This is a genomic window from Jeotgalibacillus malaysiensis (assembly GCF_044789845.1).
Classification (GTDB): domain Bacteria; phylum Bacillota; class Bacilli; order Bacillales; family Jeotgalibacillaceae; genus Jeotgalibacillus; species Jeotgalibacillus malaysiensis_A.
In genome coordinates, this window is record NZ_CP085252.1 from 1,327,520 (window position 1) to 1,349,010 (window position 21,491).

19 protein-coding genes are annotated in these 21,491 nt (G+C 42.0%); 14 read left to right on the top strand and 5 right to left on the bottom strand.

Going from position 1 to position 21,491, the window contains the following annotated elements; genetic code table 11:
* Positions 1-228 precede the first annotated feature (228 nt).
* The 5 genes from LG330_RS07315 (at position 229) to LG330_RS07335 (ending at position 6,459) form a co-directional block, all read left to right on the top strand.
* Positions 229-1,506 carry an extracellular solute-binding protein gene (locus LG330_RS07315; RefSeq protein ID WP_404408660.1) on the top strand — a complete coding sequence of 426 codons (1,278 nt, stop codon included), beginning with the start codon at positions 229-231 and terminating at the stop codon, positions 1,504-1,506.
* Between the two features lie 93 nt (positions 1,507-1,599).
* Positions 1,600-2,910 carry an ABC transporter permease subunit gene (locus LG330_RS07320; protein WP_404408662.1) on the top strand — a complete coding sequence of 437 codons (1,311 nt, stop codon included), beginning with the start codon at positions 1,600-1,602 and terminating at the stop codon, positions 2,908-2,910.
* On the top strand, positions 2,910-3,752 hold the full coding sequence (locus LG330_RS07325) for a sugar ABC transporter permease (RefSeq protein WP_404408664.1): 843 nt from the start codon (positions 2,910-2,912) through the stop codon (positions 3,750-3,752). Before LG330_RS07320 ends, LG330_RS07325 begins: the two co-directional genes overlap by 1 nt.
* Positions 3,753-3,832: 80 nt before the next feature.
* On the top strand, positions 3,833-5,377 hold the full coding sequence (locus tag LG330_RS07330) for an alpha-amylase family glycosyl hydrolase (RefSeq protein WP_404408666.1): 1,545 nt from the start codon (positions 3,833-3,835) through the stop codon (positions 5,375-5,377).
* A 50-nt stretch (positions 5,378-5,427) separates the two neighbouring features.
* Entirely contained in the window at positions 5,428-6,459 is a 1,032-nt protein-coding gene (locus tag LG330_RS07335) for a LacI family DNA-binding transcriptional regulator (RefSeq protein WP_404408668.1), read from the top strand.
* A 14-nt stretch (positions 6,460-6,473) separates the two neighbouring features.
* On the opposite strand, the gene LG330_RS07340 is transcribed toward LG330_RS07335, so the two are convergent.
* Positions 6,474-7,826, bottom strand: coding sequence for a CoA-disulfide reductase (locus LG330_RS07340; protein WP_404408670.1), 1,353 nt, complete (start codon positions 7,824-7,826; stop codon positions 6,474-6,476).
* 13 nt (positions 7,827-7,839) lie between these two features.
* Positions 7,840-8,703 carry a DegV family protein gene (locus LG330_RS07345; RefSeq protein ID WP_404408672.1) on the bottom strand — a complete coding sequence of 288 codons (864 nt, stop codon included), beginning with the start codon at positions 8,701-8,703 and terminating at the stop codon, positions 7,840-7,842.
* A gap of 204 nt (positions 8,704-8,907) precedes the next feature.
* Here LG330_RS07345 and LG330_RS07350 point away from each other — a divergent pair, with 204 nt between their 5' ends.
* On the top strand, positions 8,908-9,801 hold the full coding sequence (locus tag LG330_RS07350) for a YitT family protein (protein WP_404408674.1): 894 nt from the start codon (positions 8,908-8,910) through the stop codon (positions 9,799-9,801).
* Positions 9,802-10,013: 212 nt separating this feature from the next.
* On the opposite strand, the gene LG330_RS07355 is transcribed toward LG330_RS07350, so the two are convergent.
* The gene (locus LG330_RS07355; RefSeq protein ID WP_404408676.1) at positions 10,014-10,826 is read right to left on the bottom strand and encodes a Cof-type HAD-IIB family hydrolase; all 813 of its coding nucleotides are present in this window, start codon (positions 10,824-10,826) and stop codon (positions 10,014-10,016) included.
* Positions 10,827-10,955: 129 nt separating this feature from the next.
* Between LG330_RS07355 and yjfP the strand changes: the two genes are divergently transcribed.
* Together yjfP and LG330_RS07365 are read left to right on the top strand one after the other, a co-directional pair.
* Entirely contained in the window at positions 10,956-11,720 is a 765-nt protein-coding gene (gene yjfP, locus LG330_RS07360) for an esterase (RefSeq protein WP_404408678.1), read from the top strand.
* A gap of 60 nt (positions 11,721-11,780) precedes the next feature.
* A complete protein-coding gene (locus tag LG330_RS07365) occupies positions 11,781-12,089 on the top strand; it encodes a metal-sulfur cluster assembly factor (protein ID WP_039808436.1) in 309 nt (102 codons plus the stop codon).
* Positions 12,090-12,534: 445 nt separating this feature from the next.
* Here the strand turns inward: LG330_RS07365 and LG330_RS07370 are convergent, their stop codons facing one another.
* Positions 12,535-13,365 (bottom strand): undecaprenyl-diphosphate phosphatase, encoded by an 831-nt coding sequence (locus LG330_RS07370; RefSeq protein WP_404408680.1) that lies wholly within the window; start codon positions 13,363-13,365, stop codon positions 12,535-12,537.
* 141 nt (positions 13,366-13,506) lie between these two features.
* Here LG330_RS07370 and clpB point away from each other — a divergent pair, with 141 nt between their 5' ends.
* A complete protein-coding gene (gene clpB, locus LG330_RS07375; protein WP_404408682.1) occupies positions 13,507-16,083 on the top strand; it encodes an ATP-dependent chaperone ClpB in 2,577 nt (858 codons plus the stop codon).
* A 36-nt stretch (positions 16,084-16,119) separates the two neighbouring features.
* Here clpB and LG330_RS07380 read toward each other — a convergent pair whose 3' ends face one another.
* On the bottom strand, positions 16,120-16,305 hold the full coding sequence (locus LG330_RS07380; RefSeq protein ID WP_404408684.1) for a YjzD family protein: 186 nt from the start codon (positions 16,303-16,305) through the stop codon (positions 16,120-16,122).
* 140 nt (positions 16,306-16,445) lie between these two features.
* On the opposite strand from LG330_RS07380, the gene LG330_RS07385 reads away from it, so the two are divergent.
* The 5 genes from LG330_RS07385 (at position 16,446) to LG330_RS07405 (ending at position 21,486) form a co-directional block, all read left to right on the top strand.
* Entirely contained in the window at positions 16,446-16,628 is a 183-nt protein-coding gene (locus tag LG330_RS07385) for a ComZ family protein (RefSeq protein WP_404408686.1), read from the top strand.
* Positions 16,629-16,896: 268 nt separating this feature from the next.
* Positions 16,897-17,850, top strand: coding sequence for a beta-ketoacyl-ACP synthase III (locus tag LG330_RS07390; RefSeq protein ID WP_404408688.1), 954 nt, complete (start codon positions 16,897-16,899; stop codon positions 17,848-17,850).
* Between the two features lie 21 nt (positions 17,851-17,871).
* A complete protein-coding gene (fabF, locus tag LG330_RS07395; RefSeq protein ID WP_404408690.1) occupies positions 17,872-19,107 on the top strand; it encodes a beta-ketoacyl-ACP synthase II in 1,236 nt (411 codons plus the stop codon).
* A 340-nt stretch (positions 19,108-19,447) separates the two neighbouring features.
* The gene (locus LG330_RS07400) at positions 19,448-20,476 is read left to right on the top strand and encodes an ABC transporter ATP-binding protein (RefSeq protein WP_404408692.1); all 1,029 of its coding nucleotides are present in this window, start codon (positions 19,448-19,450) and stop codon (positions 20,474-20,476) included.
* Complete coding sequence (locus tag LG330_RS07405; RefSeq protein WP_404408694.1) at positions 20,473-21,486, top strand: ABC transporter ATP-binding protein; 1,014 nt, start codon at positions 20,473-20,475, stop codon at positions 21,484-21,486. Before LG330_RS07400 ends, LG330_RS07405 begins: the two co-directional genes overlap by 4 nt.
* The last annotated feature ends 5 nt before the right edge of the window (positions 21,487-21,491 follow it).

Below are 21,491 nucleotides of genomic sequence, written 5' to 3' on the forward strand. Positions count from 1 at the left end.
ATTATGCCAAAGAGAAATTCCTGTCAATCAGACAGTTGCGAAATATTTTCGTCACATTTTGCAAAAACTTTGAAAAAAGTATTGTAATCTTTTAAATTCTGATTATAATAAAAGTAGGTTGTGCAATCGTTTCCACAGAATAATGTAAGCGTTTAAGTTTTTATTTTTTTGCATGTTGTGCAAACGGTTGTACAGACAAATGAAAAACACCTTTAGGAGGGGTCAATGTTGAAAAAGTATCTATCGTTTTTTGCAATGGTACTACTATTAATTGGAGTCCTTGCAGCTTGTGCACCGGATCGTGAAGAGTCTGGCGGTTCTACTGATGACAGCGGGGGCGGAGATTCAGAAGAAACAACTGGAGATCAGCCAGAAACACTTAGTGTATGGGTAAATGATAATGAAGATCAAAAAGCAGTACTTGATACACTTTTTGAAAAGTACACTGAAGAAACTGGAATCGAAATTGATGTAACACCAATGAACATGTTAGATCAAATTGAAGCGCTTAACCTTGATGGTCCTGCAGGTAACGGACCTGACCTGTTCTTCCAGCCGCATGACCGTATCGGTAATATCGTCCTTCAAGGACTTGCATCACCAATCGATCTTGGTGAAGCAGAAGGTACTTACTCAGAAACAGCGATCGATGCTGTAACGTTCGATGGTGAAATCTACGGAGCGCCACTTGTAGTTGAAACTTACGGAACGTTCTATAATAAAGATCTTGTTGAAGAAGCACCTGCAACAATGGATGAGTTAATGGCAATTGCTGAAGAGCAGACAGATGCTGCTTCAGACCAGTATGGTTTCCTGATGGAAGCTGCAAACTTCTATTTCTCATATCCTTTCTTCGGCGCTAACGGCGCTTATGTTTTCAATAACGAAGGCGGTTCTTATGACGTAGAGGATATTGGTCTTAACAACGAAGGTGCTGTAGCTGGTGGAGAATTGATCCAGTCATGGTACGAAAATGGATACATCCCGGTTGAGATCAACCCTGACATTATGAACGGTCTATTCACAGACGGTAAAGTCGGTGTTGCAATCACTGGACCATGGAACATCCCGGCATACGAAGAAGCACTTGGTGAAAGCCTTGGAACTGCAATTCTTCCAACAGTTGACGGTACAAATGCTACATCTTTCGTAGGTGTTAAATCATGGATGGTTTCTGATTACTCAGAGAACAAAGATGCTGCAACAGACCTTGCACTATTCCTGACAAATGAAGAAAACTCTACAGCTTACTTTGAGGGTGCAGGTGAGCTTCCGGCGAACCAGGCAGCACTTGAAAGTGAAGCTGTAACATCAAACGAACTGATCGCATCTTTTGCAGAACAGATTCAGTATGGTACACCAATGCCATCTACTCCTGAAATGCAGCAGGTTTGGGATCCAATCAACAACGCACTTCTATTCATCGCACAGGGTGACGATGTTCAGGAAGTACTTGATGAAGCAGTACAGCAGATCCGCGATAATATCGCAACTGCACAACAATAATATTCATGACGATGGTGGATAGAAGGATTCCCTCCTTCTATCCACTCACTTTATAGAAAAGATTTTCGGAACGCTCACTAGGGAGGCGATGACATGTCAACTGCTAATCCAACAGCTAAAAAGAACCATAACCCCAAATTAGCTGTCATTCTTTCAATTCTTCTTGCAGGCTTAGGTCAGTTGTACAACCGCAGATATGTAAAGGGTACTTTGTTTATTATTCTCGAAGTTTCTTTCATCCTGACGCTTGGACAGTTTATCAATTATGGTATCTGGGGCATTATGACGCTCGGTACACTTGCAGGGACAGATCATTCAGTATTTCTATTAATATATGGACTTGTTGCACTTGTGCTAATTGCATTTGCAATTACGCTCTACATAGCGAACGTGAAAGATGCTAAAAGAGATGCAATACGCCTGAGAGACGGAGAAAAAGTACCGACGTTTAAACAGGCATTGCGTAATATATGGGATACAGGTTTCCCATATTTCTTCGTAACACCGGGCTTAATCATGCTTGTGTTTATCGTAGTGTTACCACTTATGTTTACAATTGCTTTAGCATTTACAGATTACACGCAATATAACCAGCCGCCGAGAAATCTGCTGAGCTGGATCGGGTTTGAGAACTTTGGCCGTCTTTTCTTTGGAACTGGCTCAGGGGACAGTAATATCTGGCAGGAAACTTTTATCAGTGTTTTCACATGGACAGTTGTATGGACTGTTGTAGCTACAACGCTTCAGATTGCACTTGGACTTTTTCTTGCACTGCTTGTTAATGATCCGCGTATTAAATTCAAACGTTTAATCCGGACAATTCTAATTCTTCCATGGGCAGTACCTGCTTTCGTTACGATCCTTGTTTTCGCAGCAATGTTTAACGATCGTTTTGGAGCGATAAATACGGACGTTCTCGCAATGTTTGACCTGGCCATTCCGTGGCTTCAGGATCCATTCTGGACACGCATTGCGTTAATTATGATACAGACATGGCTTGGATTCCCATTCGTTTTTGCTTTATTTACAGGTATTTTACAGAGTATCTCTAAAGACTGGTATGAAGCAGCAGACGTTGATGGTGCAAGCCGCATGCAGAAATTCAGAAACATTACACTTCCGCACGTACTATATGCAACAGCACCACTGTTAATTATGCAGTATGCCGGAAACTTTAATAACTTTAATATCATTTATCTGTTCAATGAAGGTGGACCGGCTGTACGTGGTCAAAATGCGGGCGGTACAGACATCCTGATTTCATGGGTATTTGATCTGACGTTTGAATTGAACCAATACAGTATGGCAGCTGCCATTACATTAATCCTTGGATTAATCGTTACAGGATTTGCCTTCTTCCAGTTCAGAAGAACAAGATCATTTAAAGAGGAGGGGAACCTTTAATGAGTAAAAAATTGAAATCCAATCTTGAAGTCGGGCTGATTTATCTATTCCTTGCGTTCATGGCTGTTGTTATTGGCTATCCTCTTCTCTGGACTGTAGGAATGTCGCTTAACCCGGGAACAAGTCTTTATTCAGCTCAGCTGATCCCGGATAACTGGTCACTCGTTCACTACAAATGGTTATTTACAGATCCATCAAGTGATTATCTGCTCTGGTATAAAAATAGTGTCATTGTTGCAATTGCGAATGCTTTCTTCTCAGTTGTGCTGACATCATTTGTTGCCTATGCATTCTCACGCTATAAGTTCACCGGCCGTAAATATGGTCTGTATGCATTCCTATTGCTTCAGATGTTCCCTGTGATCATGGGAATGGTCGCAATTTATGTCATGCTGAACATGGTTGGACTGCTTGATTCACTAGTTGGACTTACTTTGATCTATATTGGTGGTCAAATACCGTTCAATGCTTGGCTCGTCAAAGGATATTTTGATACAATACCTAAGGAGCTTGATGAAGCTGCAAGAATTGATGGTGCCGGGCATTTAGGCGTATTCTTTAAAATAATGCTGCCGCTCGCAAAGCCGATCCTCGGTGTTGTAGCCCTGTTTAATTTCATGGCACCATTCGTTGACTTCCTGCTGCCGCGTATTATTCTCAGAAACCCTGACAACTTTACGCTTGCACTTGGACTCTTCAACTTTATCAGTAATCAGTTCGATAACAACTTCACACGATTTGCTGCAGGATCGATTCTGATCGCTGTACCAATCGCACTTGTTTACCTCTTATCCCAGCGTTACCTGATCTCAGGACTGACTGCCGGCGGTACAAAAGGTTAATCGCTGATACTGATTGATTCTTACAGACACATAGCTTACGTAACTTCGGAAAATTTTCCGTTAAAGGAGGAGGGGCAGAGGTGAGAAGAGTCAGCGCTCTTTTACTCATCACTATCCTCCTTTTTAATAGCGCTTTTTTGAATGCAGCCGGCGCTGTTGAAAAGGAAGAGAGAATGTGGCAGGACGAATCAATTTATTTTCTGATGGTAGACCGCTTTTTAAACGGTGATACCTCGAATGACTTTACAGTGGACACGCAGGATCCGCTTGCGTACCACGGTGGTGATTTCCAGGGAGTTATTAATGAACTGGATCACATTGAAGATATGGGCTTTACAGCAATCTGGCTGACACCAATCTTTTCTAATGAAGAAAACGGGTATCACGGCTACTGGATTGATGATTTTTATGAAACAGAAGAGCATTTCGGCACAATTGAAGAATTTAAGACACTTGTCGATGAAGCACATGACAGAGATATTAAAGTCATTCTGGACTTTGTCGTAAACCACACAGCACCAACCCACCCATGGATGTCTGACCCTGAAAGAGAAGCATGGTACCATGAAGAACAGCCGATCAGAGACAACAATGACCCTGAACAGCTTGAAAACGGCTGGATTTATGGGCTGCCGGACCTTAATACTGAAAATCCGGAAGTACGTGAATATTTATTTGACGCAGCTAAATGGTGGATCGAAGAAACTGATATTGACGGATACCGTCTTGATACAGTAAAACACGTTCCGGCTGAATTCTGGACAGAGTTTTCCTCTGAAGTAAAATCTGTAAAGGAAGACTTCTATTTAATTGGGGAAGTATATGATACGGATGTAAGAAAAATTGCTGAATATGCTGATACCGGGATTGACGGATTTGTAGACTTTCCGCTGGCTGAACAGATGAGAACGGCATTTCAGACAGTTGACGAGTCAACGGACAGACTGTTTAATTATTGGGATTATAATCAGCAGTTTTTTGACAACCCTTATCTGATGGGTAATTTTATCGATAACCATGATATGACCCGTTTTACAAGACTTGCTGCAGAAAATAATATGTTCCCGGGTACAAGGTGGGAGCTTGCTACCGTCTTTATGTTCACAGTACCCGGCATTCCAATTATGTATTACGGTTCTGAAATTGCACTCGATGGAGGGGAAGATCCTGACAATCGAAGGCTCATGGACTTTAACGTCGATGAAGAGCTGAAAGATTATATTGCTGATGTCGGCGAACTCAGACAGCAGCTTCCTTCATTAACAAGAGGGACTTTAAATGTCCTTTATAATGAAGATGGAATGCTTGTGTATGAACGGGAATATGAAGATGAAACAAGTGTAATCGCAATTAATAACACGAGTGCTACGCAGACAGTGGATTTACCTCTATCAGAGTTCCGGGGCGACAGCGAGCTTCGCGGCCTGCTGGGTGGAGATCTTGTCAGACCGGAAAACGATCAGTTCAGAATTATTCTGGACCGTGAAGTAGCAGAAATCTATGTCGTTGCTGAAGAAACCGGTATTAATTACGGCTTTTTAGCATTGATTGCTGCTGTATGGATATTCTTCATCGGTTTGTTCATATTTATGAAGAAAAAAGGGAATAGAAAATCAAAGGCATAAAGTCTTTGATTTTACTCGAATTGTAAGCGTAATCACAGGAGGTGACGATGATGTCTGTCACGATTAAAGATGTAGCAAAGGTTGCGAATGTCGCGCCTTCCACTGTTTCACGGGTGATTGCAAATAATCCGAGAATCAGTGAACGGACGAAAGTTAAGGTAAGGGAAGCGATGAATCTTCTTGGCTATCATCCGAATTTTATAGCCAGAAGTCTTGCCAATCAGGCAACGCAGGTGATCGGACTAGTCACTCCGGGTTCATCAGACGTGTTTTTTCAAAACCCATTCTTCCCGACAGTGTTAAGAGGATTGAATGAAGGTGCACACGAGCATCAATATGCACTTCAGCTCGTTACAGGTAAAAGTGAGGACGATATCTATCATGGCGTCGTCCAAATGGTACAGGGCGGCCGGGTTGATGGCGTTGTCCTTTTATACTCGAAAGTGGAAGACAGAATTGTTTCATACTTACAGGAACGGAATTTTCCGTTTGTGATGATTGGTAAGCCTTATAAAATGGCTGACAGCATTACACATGTCGATAACGATAACGTCAGCGCAGGCTTTGATGCAACAGAGTTTTTAATTGGCATGGGGCATGAACGGATTGCCTTTGTCGGCGGTGACAAGCAGCTGGTAGTGACGATGGAAAGACTCCATGGGTATAAAGAAGCGCTTGAGAAAGCGGGTATTCCTTATCGTGAATCTTATACGGTTCATGAAAGCTTTCTACTTGAAGGCGGGAAGGATGCAATTTGTGCGCTGATGGAGCTGCCGGAACACGACCGGCCGACAGCACTGTTAGTGACAGATGATTTAATGTCGCTTGGGGTATTGAACACATTAAGTGAGCTTGAAATGTCAGTTCCAGAAGATATTTCAATTATTAGCTTTAATAACGTGCTCTTTTCTGAAATGTCGAGACCACCTCTTACTTCAGTTGATATTAATATATTCCAGCTTGGATATGAAGCGTCAAAACAGCTGATTAAATGTGTAGAAAACAAAGAAGAGCCTTCTCACAGAGTCACTGTTCCTCATGAAATTGTGAAGAGATTTTCAACGGAATACGTAAAAAAATAAGAGCAGCGATGCTCTTATTTTTTTTTGTTCATTTTCATAACTGCTTTGTATCCAATCATATTAACAGGATCTTTCGGTGCGCTGTAAGGTGGTGCGTAGGCAATTTCTAGCGTCTGCAGGTCAAGAACACCTAAATGTCCGCAAATCGCTGTACTGATGACATCGATACGCTTATCTGCTCCCTGTCCGACTGCTTGAGCACCGAATATCTTTCCGCTGTCAGGACAGAAATGTAATATCAGCGATAGGGAGGATGCACCAGGGTAATAGCCAGCGTGCTGCTTCGATGTCAGTTCTGCAGTTTCAAACGTCATATTCATTTTTCTGAGTGAAGCTGCACTGTGACCAGTAACAGCGGCTGATTGCTCAAATACCTTACAAATTGCAGTACCTAAAATCCCTTTAAAGGGTATTGGATCATCTGTGATATGTCTTGCTGCAATATAGGCTTCCCTGTGTGCCACCCAGGCGAGTGGCACCTGCTTAGGCTCACCTGTAATAAAATCAACTGATTCGATTACATCACCAATCGCATAAATATCATGGTCATCTGTCTGCATATATTCGTTAACGCAAACACCGCCTGTAGAACCGATTGAGAGCCCAGCCGTTTCAGCCAGGTGTTTATTCGGTTTAATACCGACTGCTAGCAGCAGAAAGTCCGCCTCAATGACAGAGCCATCTGAAAGCTGAAGTGACTGATCTTCATTAATTTGCGTCACTGTTGATGACAGATGGAGATCTATACCATTTTCAACCAGTTCTTCTTCAAGTATTTTTGAAAATTCAGGTTCAAGGAGGTTAAGCACATGTTCAGACCGCTGGACAAGATGAACTTTTATCCCTCTGGCTTTCATATTTTCAGCCATTTCAAGCCCGATAAATCCGCCGCCGACCAGACAGACAGACTGATAATTGCGCTTAGAGATATGCTCATCAAGCTTCAGCATATCTTTGAATGATCTCAGGCTGTAGCAGTTCCCTCTGTCCAGATGTTGAATATCCGGAACGATTGGTACTGCACCGGGTGAATAAACAAGCTTGTCATAGCTTTCATCATACGTGTCATCTTTAATATGATCTTTTATGGTTACGGTTTTCTCAGTTCTGTTGATGCGGATTACTTCATGACGGATCCGGACTTCAATATTCTTCTTGTCCCGGAAAGACTCAGGTGTAGCTGCAATCAGGTGCTCTCTTTTTTCAACAAAGCCCCCAAGGTAATAAGGCATTCCGCAATTTGCAAAAGACATTGTCCCATCTTTCTCAAAGACTATGATCTCAGCCTGCTCATCAAGCATTCTAAGTTGTGAGGCGAAAGTGGCACCTCCTGCAACTCCACCTATTACCAGCACTTTTTTTGTCATCTAATCAATCCAATCAATGTGCAGATTTTTTATTCAGGAAAAAGATGGCCAGCGTGCCGGGTCCTGCGTGTGCCCCAACTGCTGAACCGATCATTCCAGTAAAGAATGAAGTTGTACCAAACTCATTTTCAATCATCGTTTTCATTTCTTCAGCAAGTGCTTCATCATCCCCGTGGCTGATCCCGATCATCTGTTGGTCCAGCTGATCACCGCGTTCTTTCATAACTTCAATGATTCTCTTCATCAGCTTCTTTTTACCACGAAGCTTCTCAAGCGGTACAAGCTTTCCGTCTTCAACATGCAGTAACGGCTTAATATTTAATAAACCTCCGATGAATGCAGACGCTTTAGACACGCGTCCGCCTTTTGCAAGATAATCAAGGTCCTCAACCGTAAAGAGATGTTCCATATGCTCATACTGGAACTTCACTTCTTCTTCGATTTGTTTAAATGTTGCCCCCTCTGAAAGCATGTGAGCCGCTTTTACAACTACGAGGCCATATCCAAGAGATGCACACTTAGTATCAAGGATTGTCAGATCGAGCTCAGGATATTCTTCCTTCACCTGATCTCTGATCATAACGGCAGTCTGATAAGTCCCAGATAACTCTGAAGAAAAGGCAATATATAATCCTTTTTTACCTGATTTAGCAAGGTCTGTAAAAACTTCTTCCATTTTCTTTGGACTTGCCTGCGATGTTTTTGGATGACCGCCATTTCTGATCGAGTCAAATACATCTTTGGACTTAATTGATACGATGTCTTCGTATTCTTCTTCTCCAATATGTACATGAAGTGGGAGGAGTGTTATATTATGTTCTGTGAAAAATTCACCCGGTAAATCACTAGCACTATCAGCAATCAGTTGAATATTCATTTTAGTAGCTCCTTTTAGTTTAGTTGTCGTAAACGGCTGAAGTGTTTGCGGTCCCGCGCATCGTTCTTCAGCTGCTGTTTTTATCAAGCTTTAGTCATACTTCTAAGTTTAGCGATTAAATGAAGAATTTACAATCAGATTAGTGTATTGACGGGTAAATTAGGTAAAGTATAAATTAAGTGATATAGAAGGGAAGGGTAAATCGTGACAGAGACGAAAGACGCCTTTAGCCTGGCGCACGTATCGAGAGAAAATATCTGGCTTGAATCAAAGAAGATTGCAGTTGTCATTATAGGGGCTGTATTGAACGCAGTCGCACTGAATCTGTTTTTAATACCGGCAAACGTTTTTGCAAGCGGCTTTACAGGGATGGCTCAGCTTTTATCTAATATTCTTCTTGATTTTACACCGTTTTTTCTATCAACTGGTATATTGTTACTCATCTTAAATATACCGGCTATCATACTTGGCTGGCTTAGAGTGGGGAAAATGTTTACCATTTATAGTTTGATTTCGGTTGGATTTACAACGATTGCGCTTGAAATCATTCCGGTGGTGGAGGTTTCACCGGATATTTTATTAAATGCTGTGTTCGGTGGCGTTATAGCAGGGATAGGAGTAGGTATGACCCTGAAGTGGGGTGCTTCAACTGGTGGTATGGATATCATTGCCATGATATTATCGCGGTTGAATGATAAACCTGTCGGCATTTACTTTTTCGCAATGAACGCAGGGATTATCCTGCTTGCAAGTGCGCTATTCGGGTGGGAGAAAGGTTTGTACACGCTCGTGACACTTTATGCATCCACCCGTATGATTGACGCACTGCATACGAGACATGAAAAGCTTACTGCGATGATTGTTACTGACAAATCATCAGTACTGAAAAAAGCGATTCATGACAAAATGGTACGTGGCATTACGATTGTACCGGCACGCGGTGCTTTTGCTGATGATCCGAAGGAAATGCTCATTATGGTTATTACGCGATATGAGCTGTTTGAGCTTGAGCGGATTATTCACCAGACGGATCCGCATGCGTTTACGAATATTATTCAGACGACCGGGATCTTCGGGTTCTTTAGAAAAGATGATTAGAAAAACGGCTGCTTCTATTAAAGAGGCAGTCGTTTTTATCTGTAACCGGGTCACTTCGCTTCAGGCGGACGCTTTCCGCGGCCGGGCGGTGAGCCAGCAGGCTTCGCCATGCTCTGTCTCACACGTCCCTTCCTGCCGCAGGAGTCGCCTCCTTACGCTTCGTTCCCCTCTGATTCATTTCAAACGATTGAAACATTTAACATTCATCTTAATCAGATTTTGATATTTAAACGGTCTTCTAAAAATAATGAAATACCATCTTCGTTGTTAGTGCCTGTAATGTGTTTGGCTGTTGATCTGACGCTGTCGATGCCGTTGCCCATTGCGACCCCGAGTCCAGCGTAATCCAGCATTTCAAGATCGTTGTCCTCGTCTCCAAAAGCGATGATGCGGTCTTTGGAGATGCCGTAGTAGTCAGACACTTTTTTAAGTCCGACTGCTTTATTCAGACCGGATTTGACGATTTCAATGACATGCCACGGGGCACCCCAGCGTCTATGGTCAATCACTTCTGCGTGAACTTCACTCAGGTGGCTCCTGATGCTTTCAACATGGGATTCATCTGCATGAATCAATAAGCTTGTCGGATTGGCAGGCAGGTAGGTTCTAAGATCTCCTGCAGTAATAGTCGGGTTACCGAAACTGAAGATATCCAGCAGCTTTTCGTCATGATAATGAAGGTACACGTCATCAAGAATTTCTGCAACCATATTGTGAAATTCATAGCTGTGAACAGCTTCAACAATATCTTTTACAACATTCAGGTTCATTGGTTCATGATGAAGTCCCCAGCTCTGATCAAGAGGATGGTGGACATATGCACCATTGAAATTAACAATCGGTGTATGGAGAGCAAGCTCCTTATAATAAGCTTCGCTCGCTCTAAAAGGTCTGCCGGTTGCAATCATGACTTCATGACCGGCTTCTTTTGCTTTTAAGAGCGTTCTTTTCGTTCTGTCTGAAATTGTTTTTTCATCTGTCAGCAGAGTACCATCTAGGTCAAGTGCAATTAAATGTTTGTCCATTGGAATGCGCTCCTTCGCTTCTACGTTCTGACACAATTGTATCACTCGTTTAAGGTAAGGTGAAATAGTATGCCACAATTTGGTTATATGATAATATATGAGCGAAAAGGATTGAAAGGAGCATCAGAGTTGATCGAGATACATAACAGAAAAATTGCAGGTATACCATGTTTACTGGTTGAAAATAAGCAGGACGAGAATTCCCCGGTTATTTTTTTCTTTCATGGATTTATGAGTGCGAAAGAGCACAATCTTCACTATGCCTACCTTTTAGCGGAAAAGGGATTTAATGTGGTGCTGCCTGATGCAGCCTATCACGGTGCAAGATCGGATGGTGCTGATGAAATGGTGATGAGCACACGTTTCTGGCAGATTGTTGTCAGATCAATCGAAGAGTTTAATGCAATGAAGCAGGAGCTCGTCGCTAAAGGGTATGTAGAAGAAAATCGAATTGGTGCTGCAGGTACATCCATGGGAGGCATTACGACACTCGGCTCACTGAAACGCTATGACTGGATCCACACAGGGGTCAGCCTGATGGGTTCTCCTGCATATGTAGGATTTGCTAAAGCGCAGATTCAGCACTTCGAAAGAAACGGCCTTAAATTACCGATGAGTAATGAAGAGGTTGATGAACAGCTAAAGGTACTTGAAGCATATGATCTCAGCCTTCATCCCGAAAAACTGGATAACAGACCACTCTTGTTCTGGCACGGGAAGGCTGATACAGTCGTACCTTATGAGCCGACATATGCTTTCTTTAAATCCATTCATCAGTTATACGATAAGAAAGACAATCTGAAATTTATCTCTGAAGAAACAGAAGGACATAAAGTAACCAGAAAAGGATTACTTGAAACAGTTAAGTGGTTTGATCTGCATATGCAATCATGACAGTTTCAGTTAAAGCATTTTTTTGTTATGATAAGTACAAAGCGTTAAAGGAGTGATTGGATGGATCAGGATACAAAAGACAGCATCATGGGTGCCCTTGAACAGGTGATTGACCCGGAGCTTGGAATTGATATCGTAAACTTAGGCCTTGTCTATGATGTATTTATGGACGATGCAGGAAATACAGAAGTAAAAATGACACTGACATCTATGGGTTGCCCGCTGGCACCGGTTATCGTTGACCAGGTTAAAGCAGCACTTGCAGATGTACCGGAAGTAAAAGAAGTAGATGTGAATATTGTATGGAGCCCGCCTTGGAGCAAAGATAATATGTCACGCTACGCTAAAATTGCGTTAGGGATTACGTGATCATACACTCAAAACCGCTGGACCTTTTAATGGGTTCAGCGGTTTTTTGCTGAGCGAGGAGCGGAGGCAGCTGTCGTGGGAGGATCCGTTCAAATAATCCGGTAAACGATTCAATTAATGCGCGCCATGAACCAATTATCAGTAGAAATGAGACATATATCTTATCCTGCAGCAGTGAGGGTTCAATAACACTTACTGATGAACCGATTAAACCTGGAGCCGACACATATATCGGAAGAGGTGAATCAATTAACGACACTCACCACAACCCATTCCCGAGCAATGCAGCTCACATGTTTTGCGCAGACCACTCCCTGGTGTCAGATTGCAGTACTTCCACTCTCTCGAAAATTAAAAAGAGGCTTAGCCATTAACGCAGCCAAACCTCTCACCAATTAAAGTGAAACAATTTTCCTTATTTAACGTACATAAGAAAACCAATCCTTTATGAAATCCACAGTACAAGTAAAACAATTGGACCTACAATCAAACAGTAAATTGCAAAATAAATCAGGTTGCCTTTCGCCATAATATTCATAAACCACTTAAGTGAGAAGTACGAAGCAATGAGTGATGCGATAAACGCCAGCAGGTATGGAAGCCATAAAACTGCAAGGTTATCGTCCTGCAAAAAGTCTGAAAAGCTCAGGATCATACCGCCAAGACTGACAGGTACAAATAACAAAAATGAATACCGCAGTGCCGTTTCCTGATGAATCCCTCTTGCCATTGCCGCAACAATTGTTGCACCACTCCGGCTGATACCCGGGATTAAAGCAATCGCCTGAGCACCACCGATGATCAGTGCATCCTTAACAGACATACCGCTCTCACCACGTTTTCCGCGCAGGTTTCTGATCAGAAATAGTGCGATACCGGTAATCATTAAAGTGATCGCAACGGTTTGAGGCCCTGACAAGCGGGAAATATCATCATCAAACAGCACACCGATCACACCGGCAGGAATTGTCCCGATGATCAGGTACAAAATAAAGTTAAATTCAGTTTTATCTTCAGGCTTTCTTGTTTTTATGTAGCCGAGCCCTCTTGTGATCAGTCGCATGATGTCTTCTCTGAAAACTAGTAGTACAGCGATCAGTGAAGCAGAATTAACCATTAATTCAAATGTGAAGTTGTTTCCTTCAATTTCAATACCCAGAAAATATTGTGCCAGCTGCAGGTGCCCACTGGATGAGATCGGAATCGGTTCAGTAAACCCCTGAAAAAGTCCGAGAAAAGTAAATTTTAATAATATCCACAATTGTTCAATATCCATAAAATCCTCCATTATTTTAGCATCACATGTTTTTAATTTAACCACCCAAAAGGTGAGATGTAAAGTGTTGGTTCTTTACAATTTGATGAAGAGAATGATAAAATATAGGAAAAGGTCAAAGAAGGTCAAAGGAGTGATCAGATGAAACTGGATCAAATGACATACAGTGTTCAAGATGCTTTTGGAGAGGGGAAAGAGCTTGCAGTAAATAGTAAGCATTCCTCTATTGATGTAGAACACGTTTTTGCAGCAATGCTGAATAATGATTTTACAGCACGTCTTCTGACCGGTATCGGGCTGGATGTAGCTGATGTCAAAAGCTATATCTCAGAAAAACTGTCTTCATTCCCTGTCATTCATTCAGAAGGGTACGACCCCGTTTTTGCAAGTGATGTGGGTGCCTGGTTAAAGAAGTCGGAAGAGGTCATGAAAGAATATACAGATGAGTTTCTATCATTAGAACACCTGATGCTTGGTTTAATGAGAATGTCTCATCTGGATATGGTCAAATATTTATTAAAACATAGTGAAGGACCTGATGCTTTAAAGCAGGTCATTGATGAAATCAGAGGGGGAAGAAGAGTGACATCTCAAAATCCTGAAGTAGCATATGAAGCACTGTCCAAATACGGACGTGATTTAGTAGAAGAAGTTAAGAAAGGAAAGATGGATCCGGTGATTGGACGTGATGCTGAGATCAGACATGTCATCAGGATTTTATCCAGAAAAACAAAAAACAACCCTGTGCTGATCGGTGAGCCCGGGGTTGGTAAAACGGCCATTGTTGAAGGACTTGCCCAGCGGATAGTCAGAAAAGATGTTCCGGAAGGACTGAAAGATAAAATTGTCTTTGAACTTGATATGAGTGCACTTGTCGCCGGTGCAAAGTTCAGAGGTGAATTTGAGGAAAGACTGAAAGCCGTACTTGCAGAAGTAAAAAACAGTGACGGGCAGATCATCCTCTTTATTGATGAATTACACACAATTGTCGGTGCCGGGAAAACAGAAGGTGCAATGGATGCAGGAAATATGCTGAAGCCGATGCTTGCCAGAGGGGAAATACACTGTATTGGTGCCACAACATTAAATGAACATAGACAGTATATCGAAAAGGATCCTGCTCTTGAACGCAGATTTCAGCAGGTAATGGTGCAGGAGCCTGACGAAGATGATACAGTATCGATCCTGCGCGGACTGAAAGAACGTTTCGAACTGCATCACGGGGTAAGAATTCACGATAGTGCGATCGTTGCTGCTGCGAAGCTTTCTGAGCGGTACATTACAGACCGTTTTCTGCCGGACAAGGCAATTGACTTAATTGATGAAGCCTGTGCAATGATCAGAACTGAAATTGATTCCATGCCACAGGAATTAGACGAAGCATTCCGCAGAGTCATGCAGCTTGAAATTGAAGAAGAGGCACTTGCAAAAGAAAAAGATCCTGCGAGTATTGAACGGCTGAATAAACTCCGGCTTGAACTTGCTGAACTGAAAGAACAGGCTGAGGTCATGAAAGCAAAATGGGAAGGTGAAAAGAAGTCATTAGTCGTGATTCAGGAGAAAAAAGAAGAGCTGGATAAATTGAGACGTGAGCTTGAAGACGCTGAGAATAACTATGACCTGTCAAAAGCCGCAGAATTGAAGCATGGTCATATTCCAAAGCTAGAAAAGGAAATTACAGCACTTGAAGTTGAAAATGAACAATCACGCGACGAAAACCGTCTGTTAAGAGAAGAAGTTTCTGAAGAAGAGATTGCATCGATTGTAGCGAGATGGACTGGGATTCCGGTCAACAGATTAATAGAAGAAGAGCGTCAAAAACTGTTACGACTAGAAGATACACTTCAGGAAAGAGTAATTGGGCAGCAGGAAGCTGTTGTTGCTGTCAGTGAAGCGGTTCTGAGAGCCCGGGCAGGCATTAAAGACCCTGATCGTCCAATCGGTTCATTTATCTTCCTTGGGCCGACAGGCGTCGGTAAAACAGAGCTCGCAAAATCACTCGCTTTCACACTGTTCGACAGTGAAGATCAAATGGTCAGAATTGATATGTCTGAGTATATGGAAAAGCACGCTGTTTCAAGGTTGATCGGTGCGCCTCCGGGTTATATTGGATATGAAGAGGGAGGTCAGCTTACTGAGGCGGTAAGGAGAAAGCCATACTCAGTTATCCTTCTTGATGAAATTGAAAAAGCACACCCTGAAGTATTTAACATTTTGCTTCAAATGCTTGATGAAGGAAGAATTACTGATTCTAAAGGTCGCACAGTAGATTTTAAAAATACGATTATTATTATGACTTCTAATATCGGTTCCAGTCATCTTCTTGAACAACCCGAAGATATTGAAAAGGCGAGGAAGCTCGTGATGGGGGATCTCCACCGTCATTTCAGACCGGAGCTGTTAAACAGAATGGATGATATCGTCTTATTTAATCCGCTGACAGAAGATCATATGAAAGGCATTGTCTATAAGCTGATCGAAGAATTGCAGGAGCGTTTAGCTGAACAGCACATTACACTTGAACTCTCAGATAAAACAGTCAGCTATATTGCCAAAACAGCCTACAACCCATCCTTCGGCGCAAGACCGCTGAAGCGTTATATCCAGAAGGAAGTAGAAACCCTACTTGCAAAAGAGCTGTTAAAAGGAAATGTACAGTCGCACAGTCATATACTGATCGAGCGTGAAGATGAGCAGTATAGAATTATAAACAAATAAAAAATCATGATCCCTGTATCCGGGGATCATGATTTTTTAATGATGCTCAGCAGGCTGAGGCTTTGGAATGATTGTACCAAGTACAAATAGCAGTACCGTTACGATCACAGCGATAATGTTAGCAGTCATAAACTCGTAAGGAACGCCGTTCATTGAGCTGACAACATAAGCCATCATGTGCGTTAAAAGGAAAGTCCAGAATAATGTGAAGAAATATGCCAAAGGATTCACCTCATTTCGAAAAAATACATCGCTTTCATTTTAGCACAGTTTTTTAGAAAAGAAATGTCGAATCAATGAATTCATGATGAAATTCGGTTATGATATTAAAGTAATAATAGGAATTCAAAGGAGAGAGACAAATGGCAGACGATAAAACAATGGAATTTATGCAGATTGCAATGAAATACTTACCGGAAGCAAAAGCAAAAATGGACGAAGCAGGCATCGAAGTTTCAGTAGAATCACTCCAGCCATTCATGACAATCTTCGCAAAAGCAATGAACGACGCATACGAACTTGGGAAAGCAGATGCCGGGAAGTAAGAAAAAGTAAACACATGGAATACCAGTAACACTTGAGGTGAGCGTAGCGTATGGCGGCGACTCCACCGGGATAATACGGATAGGTGAGACCCCGCTGGCGCGCAGCGAGCCGGTCGTGTTCGAAGCTAAGACTATAATGTCTTAGCTTTTTTTATTTCATAGCAATCTATCCATCAGTTGAAAACAAATTCATTATCATATATTATTAGTACCAACTCATAATATATGATCATATTGATTGATAAAAAATCAGAAAGAAGGAAGATATATGCGTGCAGGTGCTTTAGGGGTAGGGCGTTACTTACCTGAAAAGGTCGTAACAAACCTTGACTTGGAAAAACAGATGGATACGTCAGATGAATGGATCCGCACCCGGACAGGGATAGAAGAACGCCGGATCGCCGGTGATGATGTAGATACATCAGATATGGCCTATGAAGCTGCGTTAAAAGCGATAGAAAACGCCGGTACAAAAGCTGAAGACCTGGATATGATCCTTGTAGCGACAGTAACACCTGACAGGCCGTTTCCTTCAGTTGCAACAATTTTACAAGAAAGACTCGGCGCTACCAAAGCTGCGGCAATGGATATATCAGCGGCATGTGCGGGATTTATGTATGGAATGGTCACTGCAAAACAGTTTATTGAAAATGCAGGTTATCAGCAGGTCCTTGTAGTTGGTGTAGAAAAGCTGAGCAAAATAACAAACTGGGATGACCGTAACACTGCTGTATTATTCGGAGATGGTGCTGGGGCAATGGTCTTAGGTCCTGTTGACGAATCGAAGGGTATTCTGTCATTCGAGCTTGGTTCAGATGGTTCAGGCGGCAAGCACCTTTATCAGGCGGAAGAAGGCATTTACATGAATGGTCGTGAAGTATTTAAATTCGCGGTGCGTCAAATGGGTGAGTCCAGTATCAATGTGCTTGAAAAAGCTGGACTGACAAAAGAAGATGTTGATTATCTGATTCCGCATCAGGCTAACATCAGAATTATGGAAGCATCCAGACAGAGGCTTGAATTACCAATTGAAAAGATGTCTATGACTGTAAATAAATATGGAAACACCTCAGCAGCTTCAATCCCAATCTCATTAATAGAGGATCTTGAAGCGGGCAGAATTAAAGATGGAGACCTGCTCGTAATGGTTGGATTCGGTGGCGGTCTGACATGGGGCGCGATCGCAATGCGCTGGGGAAAAAAATCGAACGAACAGATTTAAACTAAACAGGAGATGACAACAATGACTAAAAGACGCGTCGTAGTAACAGGTCTTGGGATGGTTTCACCATTAGGAAACGATGTTGAGACAACCTGGCAGAATATTATTGATGGGAAATCAGGGATTGGTGAATTGACAAGACTCAAACAGGAAGATTTTCCTGCAAAAGCGGTTGCTGAATTAAAAGATTTTAATATTGAAGATCATATAGAAAGAAAAGAAGCGCGTAAAATGGACCGTTTCACTCAATATGCGATTGTTGCAGCCAGAGAAGCAGTTAAGGACTCTTCACTTAATATTGCATCAAATGCAGAGCGAATTGGCGTCTGGATCGGCAGTGGTATCGGAGGAATGGAAACGTTCGAGAAACAGTTTGAGACATTCCAGAAACGGGGCTATAAACGTGTCAGCCCATTTTTCGTTCCTATGATGATTCCTGATATGGCAGCGGGGCAAGTGTCTATTGATCTTGGGGCTAAAGGAATGAACTCTTGTACGGTAACTGCATGCGCGAGCGGAACCAATTCGATTGGAGATGCCTTTAAAGTCATCCAGAGAGGCGATGCTGATGCAATGGTCACAGGAGGGTCAGAAGCACCAATCTCCCAGATGGCGATGGCAGGATTTGTTGCAAACACTGCCCTTACGCTTAATGATGATGTGACTAAGGCAAGCCGTCCATTTGATAAAAACCGTGATGGATTTGTCATGGGTGAAGGTGCAGGGATTCTAGTGCTTGAAGAGCTTGAACATGCGCTTGCAAGAGGCGCTAAGATCTACGCTGAAATTACTGGCTATGGCTCTACAGGAGATGCATATCATATTACAGCACCTGCTCCCGGTGGAGAAGGAGGCGTCCGTGCAATGAGGCAATCTCTTGAAGATGCAGGTATCAAGCCTGAAGAAGTTGGTTACATCAATGCACACGGTACAAGTACACCATATAATGATAAGTATGAAACAATGGCAATCAAGGAAGTCTTCGGAGATCATGCATATAAACTTGCGGTAAGTTCAACGAAATCAATGACAGGTCATTTACTTGGGGCAGCAGGCGGAGTCGAAGCGATATTCACCGTTCTTGCACTTAAAAACAGTATTCTTCCTCCAACAATTAACCTGGAAGAAGCTGATCCGGACTGCGATCTGGATTATATACCCAATGAAGCCCGTAAGCAGGAAATACAGGCTGCGGTCAGTAACTCCCTGGGATTTGGCGGACATAATGCTACAATTGTTTTTAAATCATATCAGTAAATTCAAGATACCGAGGCAGGGTTTGCAGCATGCAGCCCTGTTTTTTTATATGAATATGAATGTATATTCATGCATCCTATTGTAATATAATTCATTTTAACTATTAAAGTATTTTGAATAATAAAGTATTGTAAATATTATACTCAACTTTCAAGTGTGAAAATATTTTTTAATTTTTTTTATTTCGACAAAACCCTTTAAATTCAACTGTTCTAGGATGGTGTGGGGGGGTAATTTCAAAGAATTAGAAAAAACAAGTTGAAATTGTAATCTATCTGTAATAGTATTTTATACAAATAATATAAATTGATTGAAAATAAGAAATATTAGAGGTGTTCAAATGGTTAGAAAAACGGCAGGACAGAATGAGACACCACTTTTAGAGATCAAGGAACTCCAGACAGGCTTTAAAATAGGCAAGAACTATTATAACGCTGTTGAAAAAGTATCCTTGAAAGTCGACAGAAGAAAAATTGTCGGAATAGTCGGAGAATCCGGCTGCGGTAAAAGTGTAATGTCACTGTCAGTTATGCAGCTTCTTCCTCAGGGGATTGGAAAGATCAGAGGAGGAGAAATCAAATTCGAAGGAAGAAATCTGGAAAACCTATCAGAACGTGAAATGAATAAAATTCGCGGGAAAGATATTTCAATGATTTTCCAGGAGCCAATGACTGCTCTTAATCCGGTGTTTACAATCGGATATCAAATAGAAGAAGTGCTTCTCAATCATGAAAAGATTGATAAAAAAGAAGCCCGAAAGAAAAGTGTTGCTCTATTAAAGAGTGTCGGAATTCCTAGACCTGAAAGCATTGTTGAGGAATACCCTCACCAGTTATCAGGTGGTATGAGACAGCGTGTCATGATCGCAATGGCAATTGCCTGTCAGCCAAAGTTACTGATCGCCGATGAGCCGACAACTGCACTTGATGTAACCGTACAGGCTCAGATCCTTGAGCTGCTTAAAGATATTCAGGAAGTAAATGACATGGCAATTATCATGATTACGCATGACCTGGGCGTCGTCTCGGAAATCTGTGACGAGGTCATTGTTATGTACGCAGGAAAAATTGTTGAAAGAACGGATGTCATTTCACTATTTGAAAATCCTAAGCATCCATATACACAGTTACTAATGAATGCGATTCCGAAAATGGATGAAGAAGTAGAGACGCTCGCAACAATCGAAGGTCTTGTCCCATCCATTCAGAAGATGCCTCAAGTAGGGTGCAGATTCGCTAACAGATGTCCTAAAGCAATGCCGGAGTGTTCAACAATTACACCACTGCTTGCTGAAGATGAACCGGATCATGAAGTTGCTTGTATCTTATATGAAAACAGTAAACAGCCTGAAAGGGTGGGTGACAGATGAATACTACGGAAACACGCGAAACAACCGCTCAGCCGCCTAAAACAAAAAAAGAGATACTACTCGATATCCAGAACCTTAAAACCTATTATCCAATCAAAGGTGGATTCTTAAAAAGAACGATTGGTAATGTAAAAGCGGTTGACGATATTAATATCCAGATCAACAAAGGCGAAACAATGGGCCTTGTTGGGGAGTCAGGCTGCGGTAAGTCTACAACAGGACGGACGATACTGAGACTATTAACACCTACTGCCGGAAAAATTATTTTTGACGGAAAAGATATTACTAAAATCAAAGGAAATGCACTCAGAAAAGCAAGACAGGATTTCCAGATGGTTTTCCAGGATCCTTATGCATCTCTGAATCCGACACAAAGCGTTGGTGACATTGTATCTGAGCCGATCAGAAACTACCGCAAAGTCAGTAAGAAAGAACTAAAAGCTGAAGTAATCGAACTGCTTGGACGTGTTGGGCTGCCGCCTGAAGCATATGACAAATATGCACATGAATTCTCAGGGGGTCAGAGACAGCGTATCGGAATTGCAAGAGCGCTGGCGCTTAAGCCTAAGCTGATTGTAGCCGATGAGCCGGTATCAGCACTTGATGTATCTGTTCAATCACAGGTTTTAAACCTGCTGAAAGAACTTCAGGATGAATTTGATCTTACTTACTTATTTATTGCCCATGACCTTAGTGTTGTTAAACATATGAGTGACAGAATTGGGGTTATGTATCTTGGCAATATGGTAGAAGTGGCTGATAACAAAAGCTTATATGCTGAACCGCTTCATCCATATACTCAGGCACTGATTTCAGCAATTCCTGAAGCAGATCCTAAGAAAAGAAAAGAAAGAATTGTTTTACAGGGTGACGTACCATCTCCTGCAAATCCGCCATCAGGCTGCCCGTTCCATACGCGTTGTCCTATGGCCAAAGCAGAATGTGCTGAAATCAAGCCTACTTTAAAGGAGGTGAAACCTGGTCATCAAGTAGCGTGTATTCTTTACTAATAAAT

Coding starts and splice junctions, on each gene's coding strand:
- LG330_RS07340 (WP_404408670.1), bottom strand. CDS start 7,826: ATGACAAAAAAAGTGCTGGTAATAGGTGGAGTTGCAGGAGGTGCCACT.
- LG330_RS07385 (WP_404408686.1), top strand. CDS start 16,446: ATGGCAGACGATAAAACAATGGAATTTATGCAGATTGCAATGAAATAC.
- LG330_RS07335 (WP_404408668.1), top strand. CDS start 5,428: ATGTCTGTCACGATTAAAGATGTAGCAAAGGTTGCGAATGTCGCGCCT.
- LG330_RS07320 (WP_404408662.1), top strand. CDS start 1,600: ATGTCAACTGCTAATCCAACAGCTAAAAAGAACCATAACCCCAAATTA.
- LG330_RS07365 (WP_039808436.1), top strand. CDS start 11,781: ATGGATCAGGATACAAAAGACAGCATCATGGGTGCCCTTGAACAGGTG.
- LG330_RS07370 (WP_404408680.1), bottom strand. CDS start 13,365: ATGGATATTGAACAATTGTGGATATTATTAAAATTTACTTTTCTCGGA.
- LG330_RS07355 (WP_404408676.1), bottom strand. CDS start 10,826: ATGGACAAACATTTAATTGCACTTGACCTAGATGGTACTCTGCTGACA.
- fabF (WP_404408690.1), top strand. CDS start 17,872: ATGACTAAAAGACGCGTCGTAGTAACAGGTCTTGGGATGGTTTCACCA.
- LG330_RS07390 (WP_404408688.1), top strand. CDS start 16,897: ATGCGTGCAGGTGCTTTAGGGGTAGGGCGTTACTTACCTGAAAAGGTC.
- LG330_RS07400 (WP_404408692.1), top strand. CDS start 19,448: ATGGTTAGAAAAACGGCAGGACAGAATGAGACACCACTTTTAGAGATC.
- LG330_RS07405 (WP_404408694.1), top strand. CDS start 20,473: ATGAATACTACGGAAACACGCGAAACAACCGCTCAGCCGCCTAAAACA.
- LG330_RS07345 (WP_404408672.1), bottom strand. CDS start 8,703: ATGAATATTCAACTGATTGCTGATAGTGCTAGTGATTTACCGGGTGAA.
- LG330_RS07325 (WP_404408664.1), top strand. CDS start 2,910: ATGAGTAAAAAATTGAAATCCAATCTTGAAGTCGGGCTGATTTATCTA.
- clpB (WP_404408682.1), top strand. CDS start 13,507: ATGAAACTGGATCAAATGACATACAGTGTTCAAGATGCTTTTGGAGAG.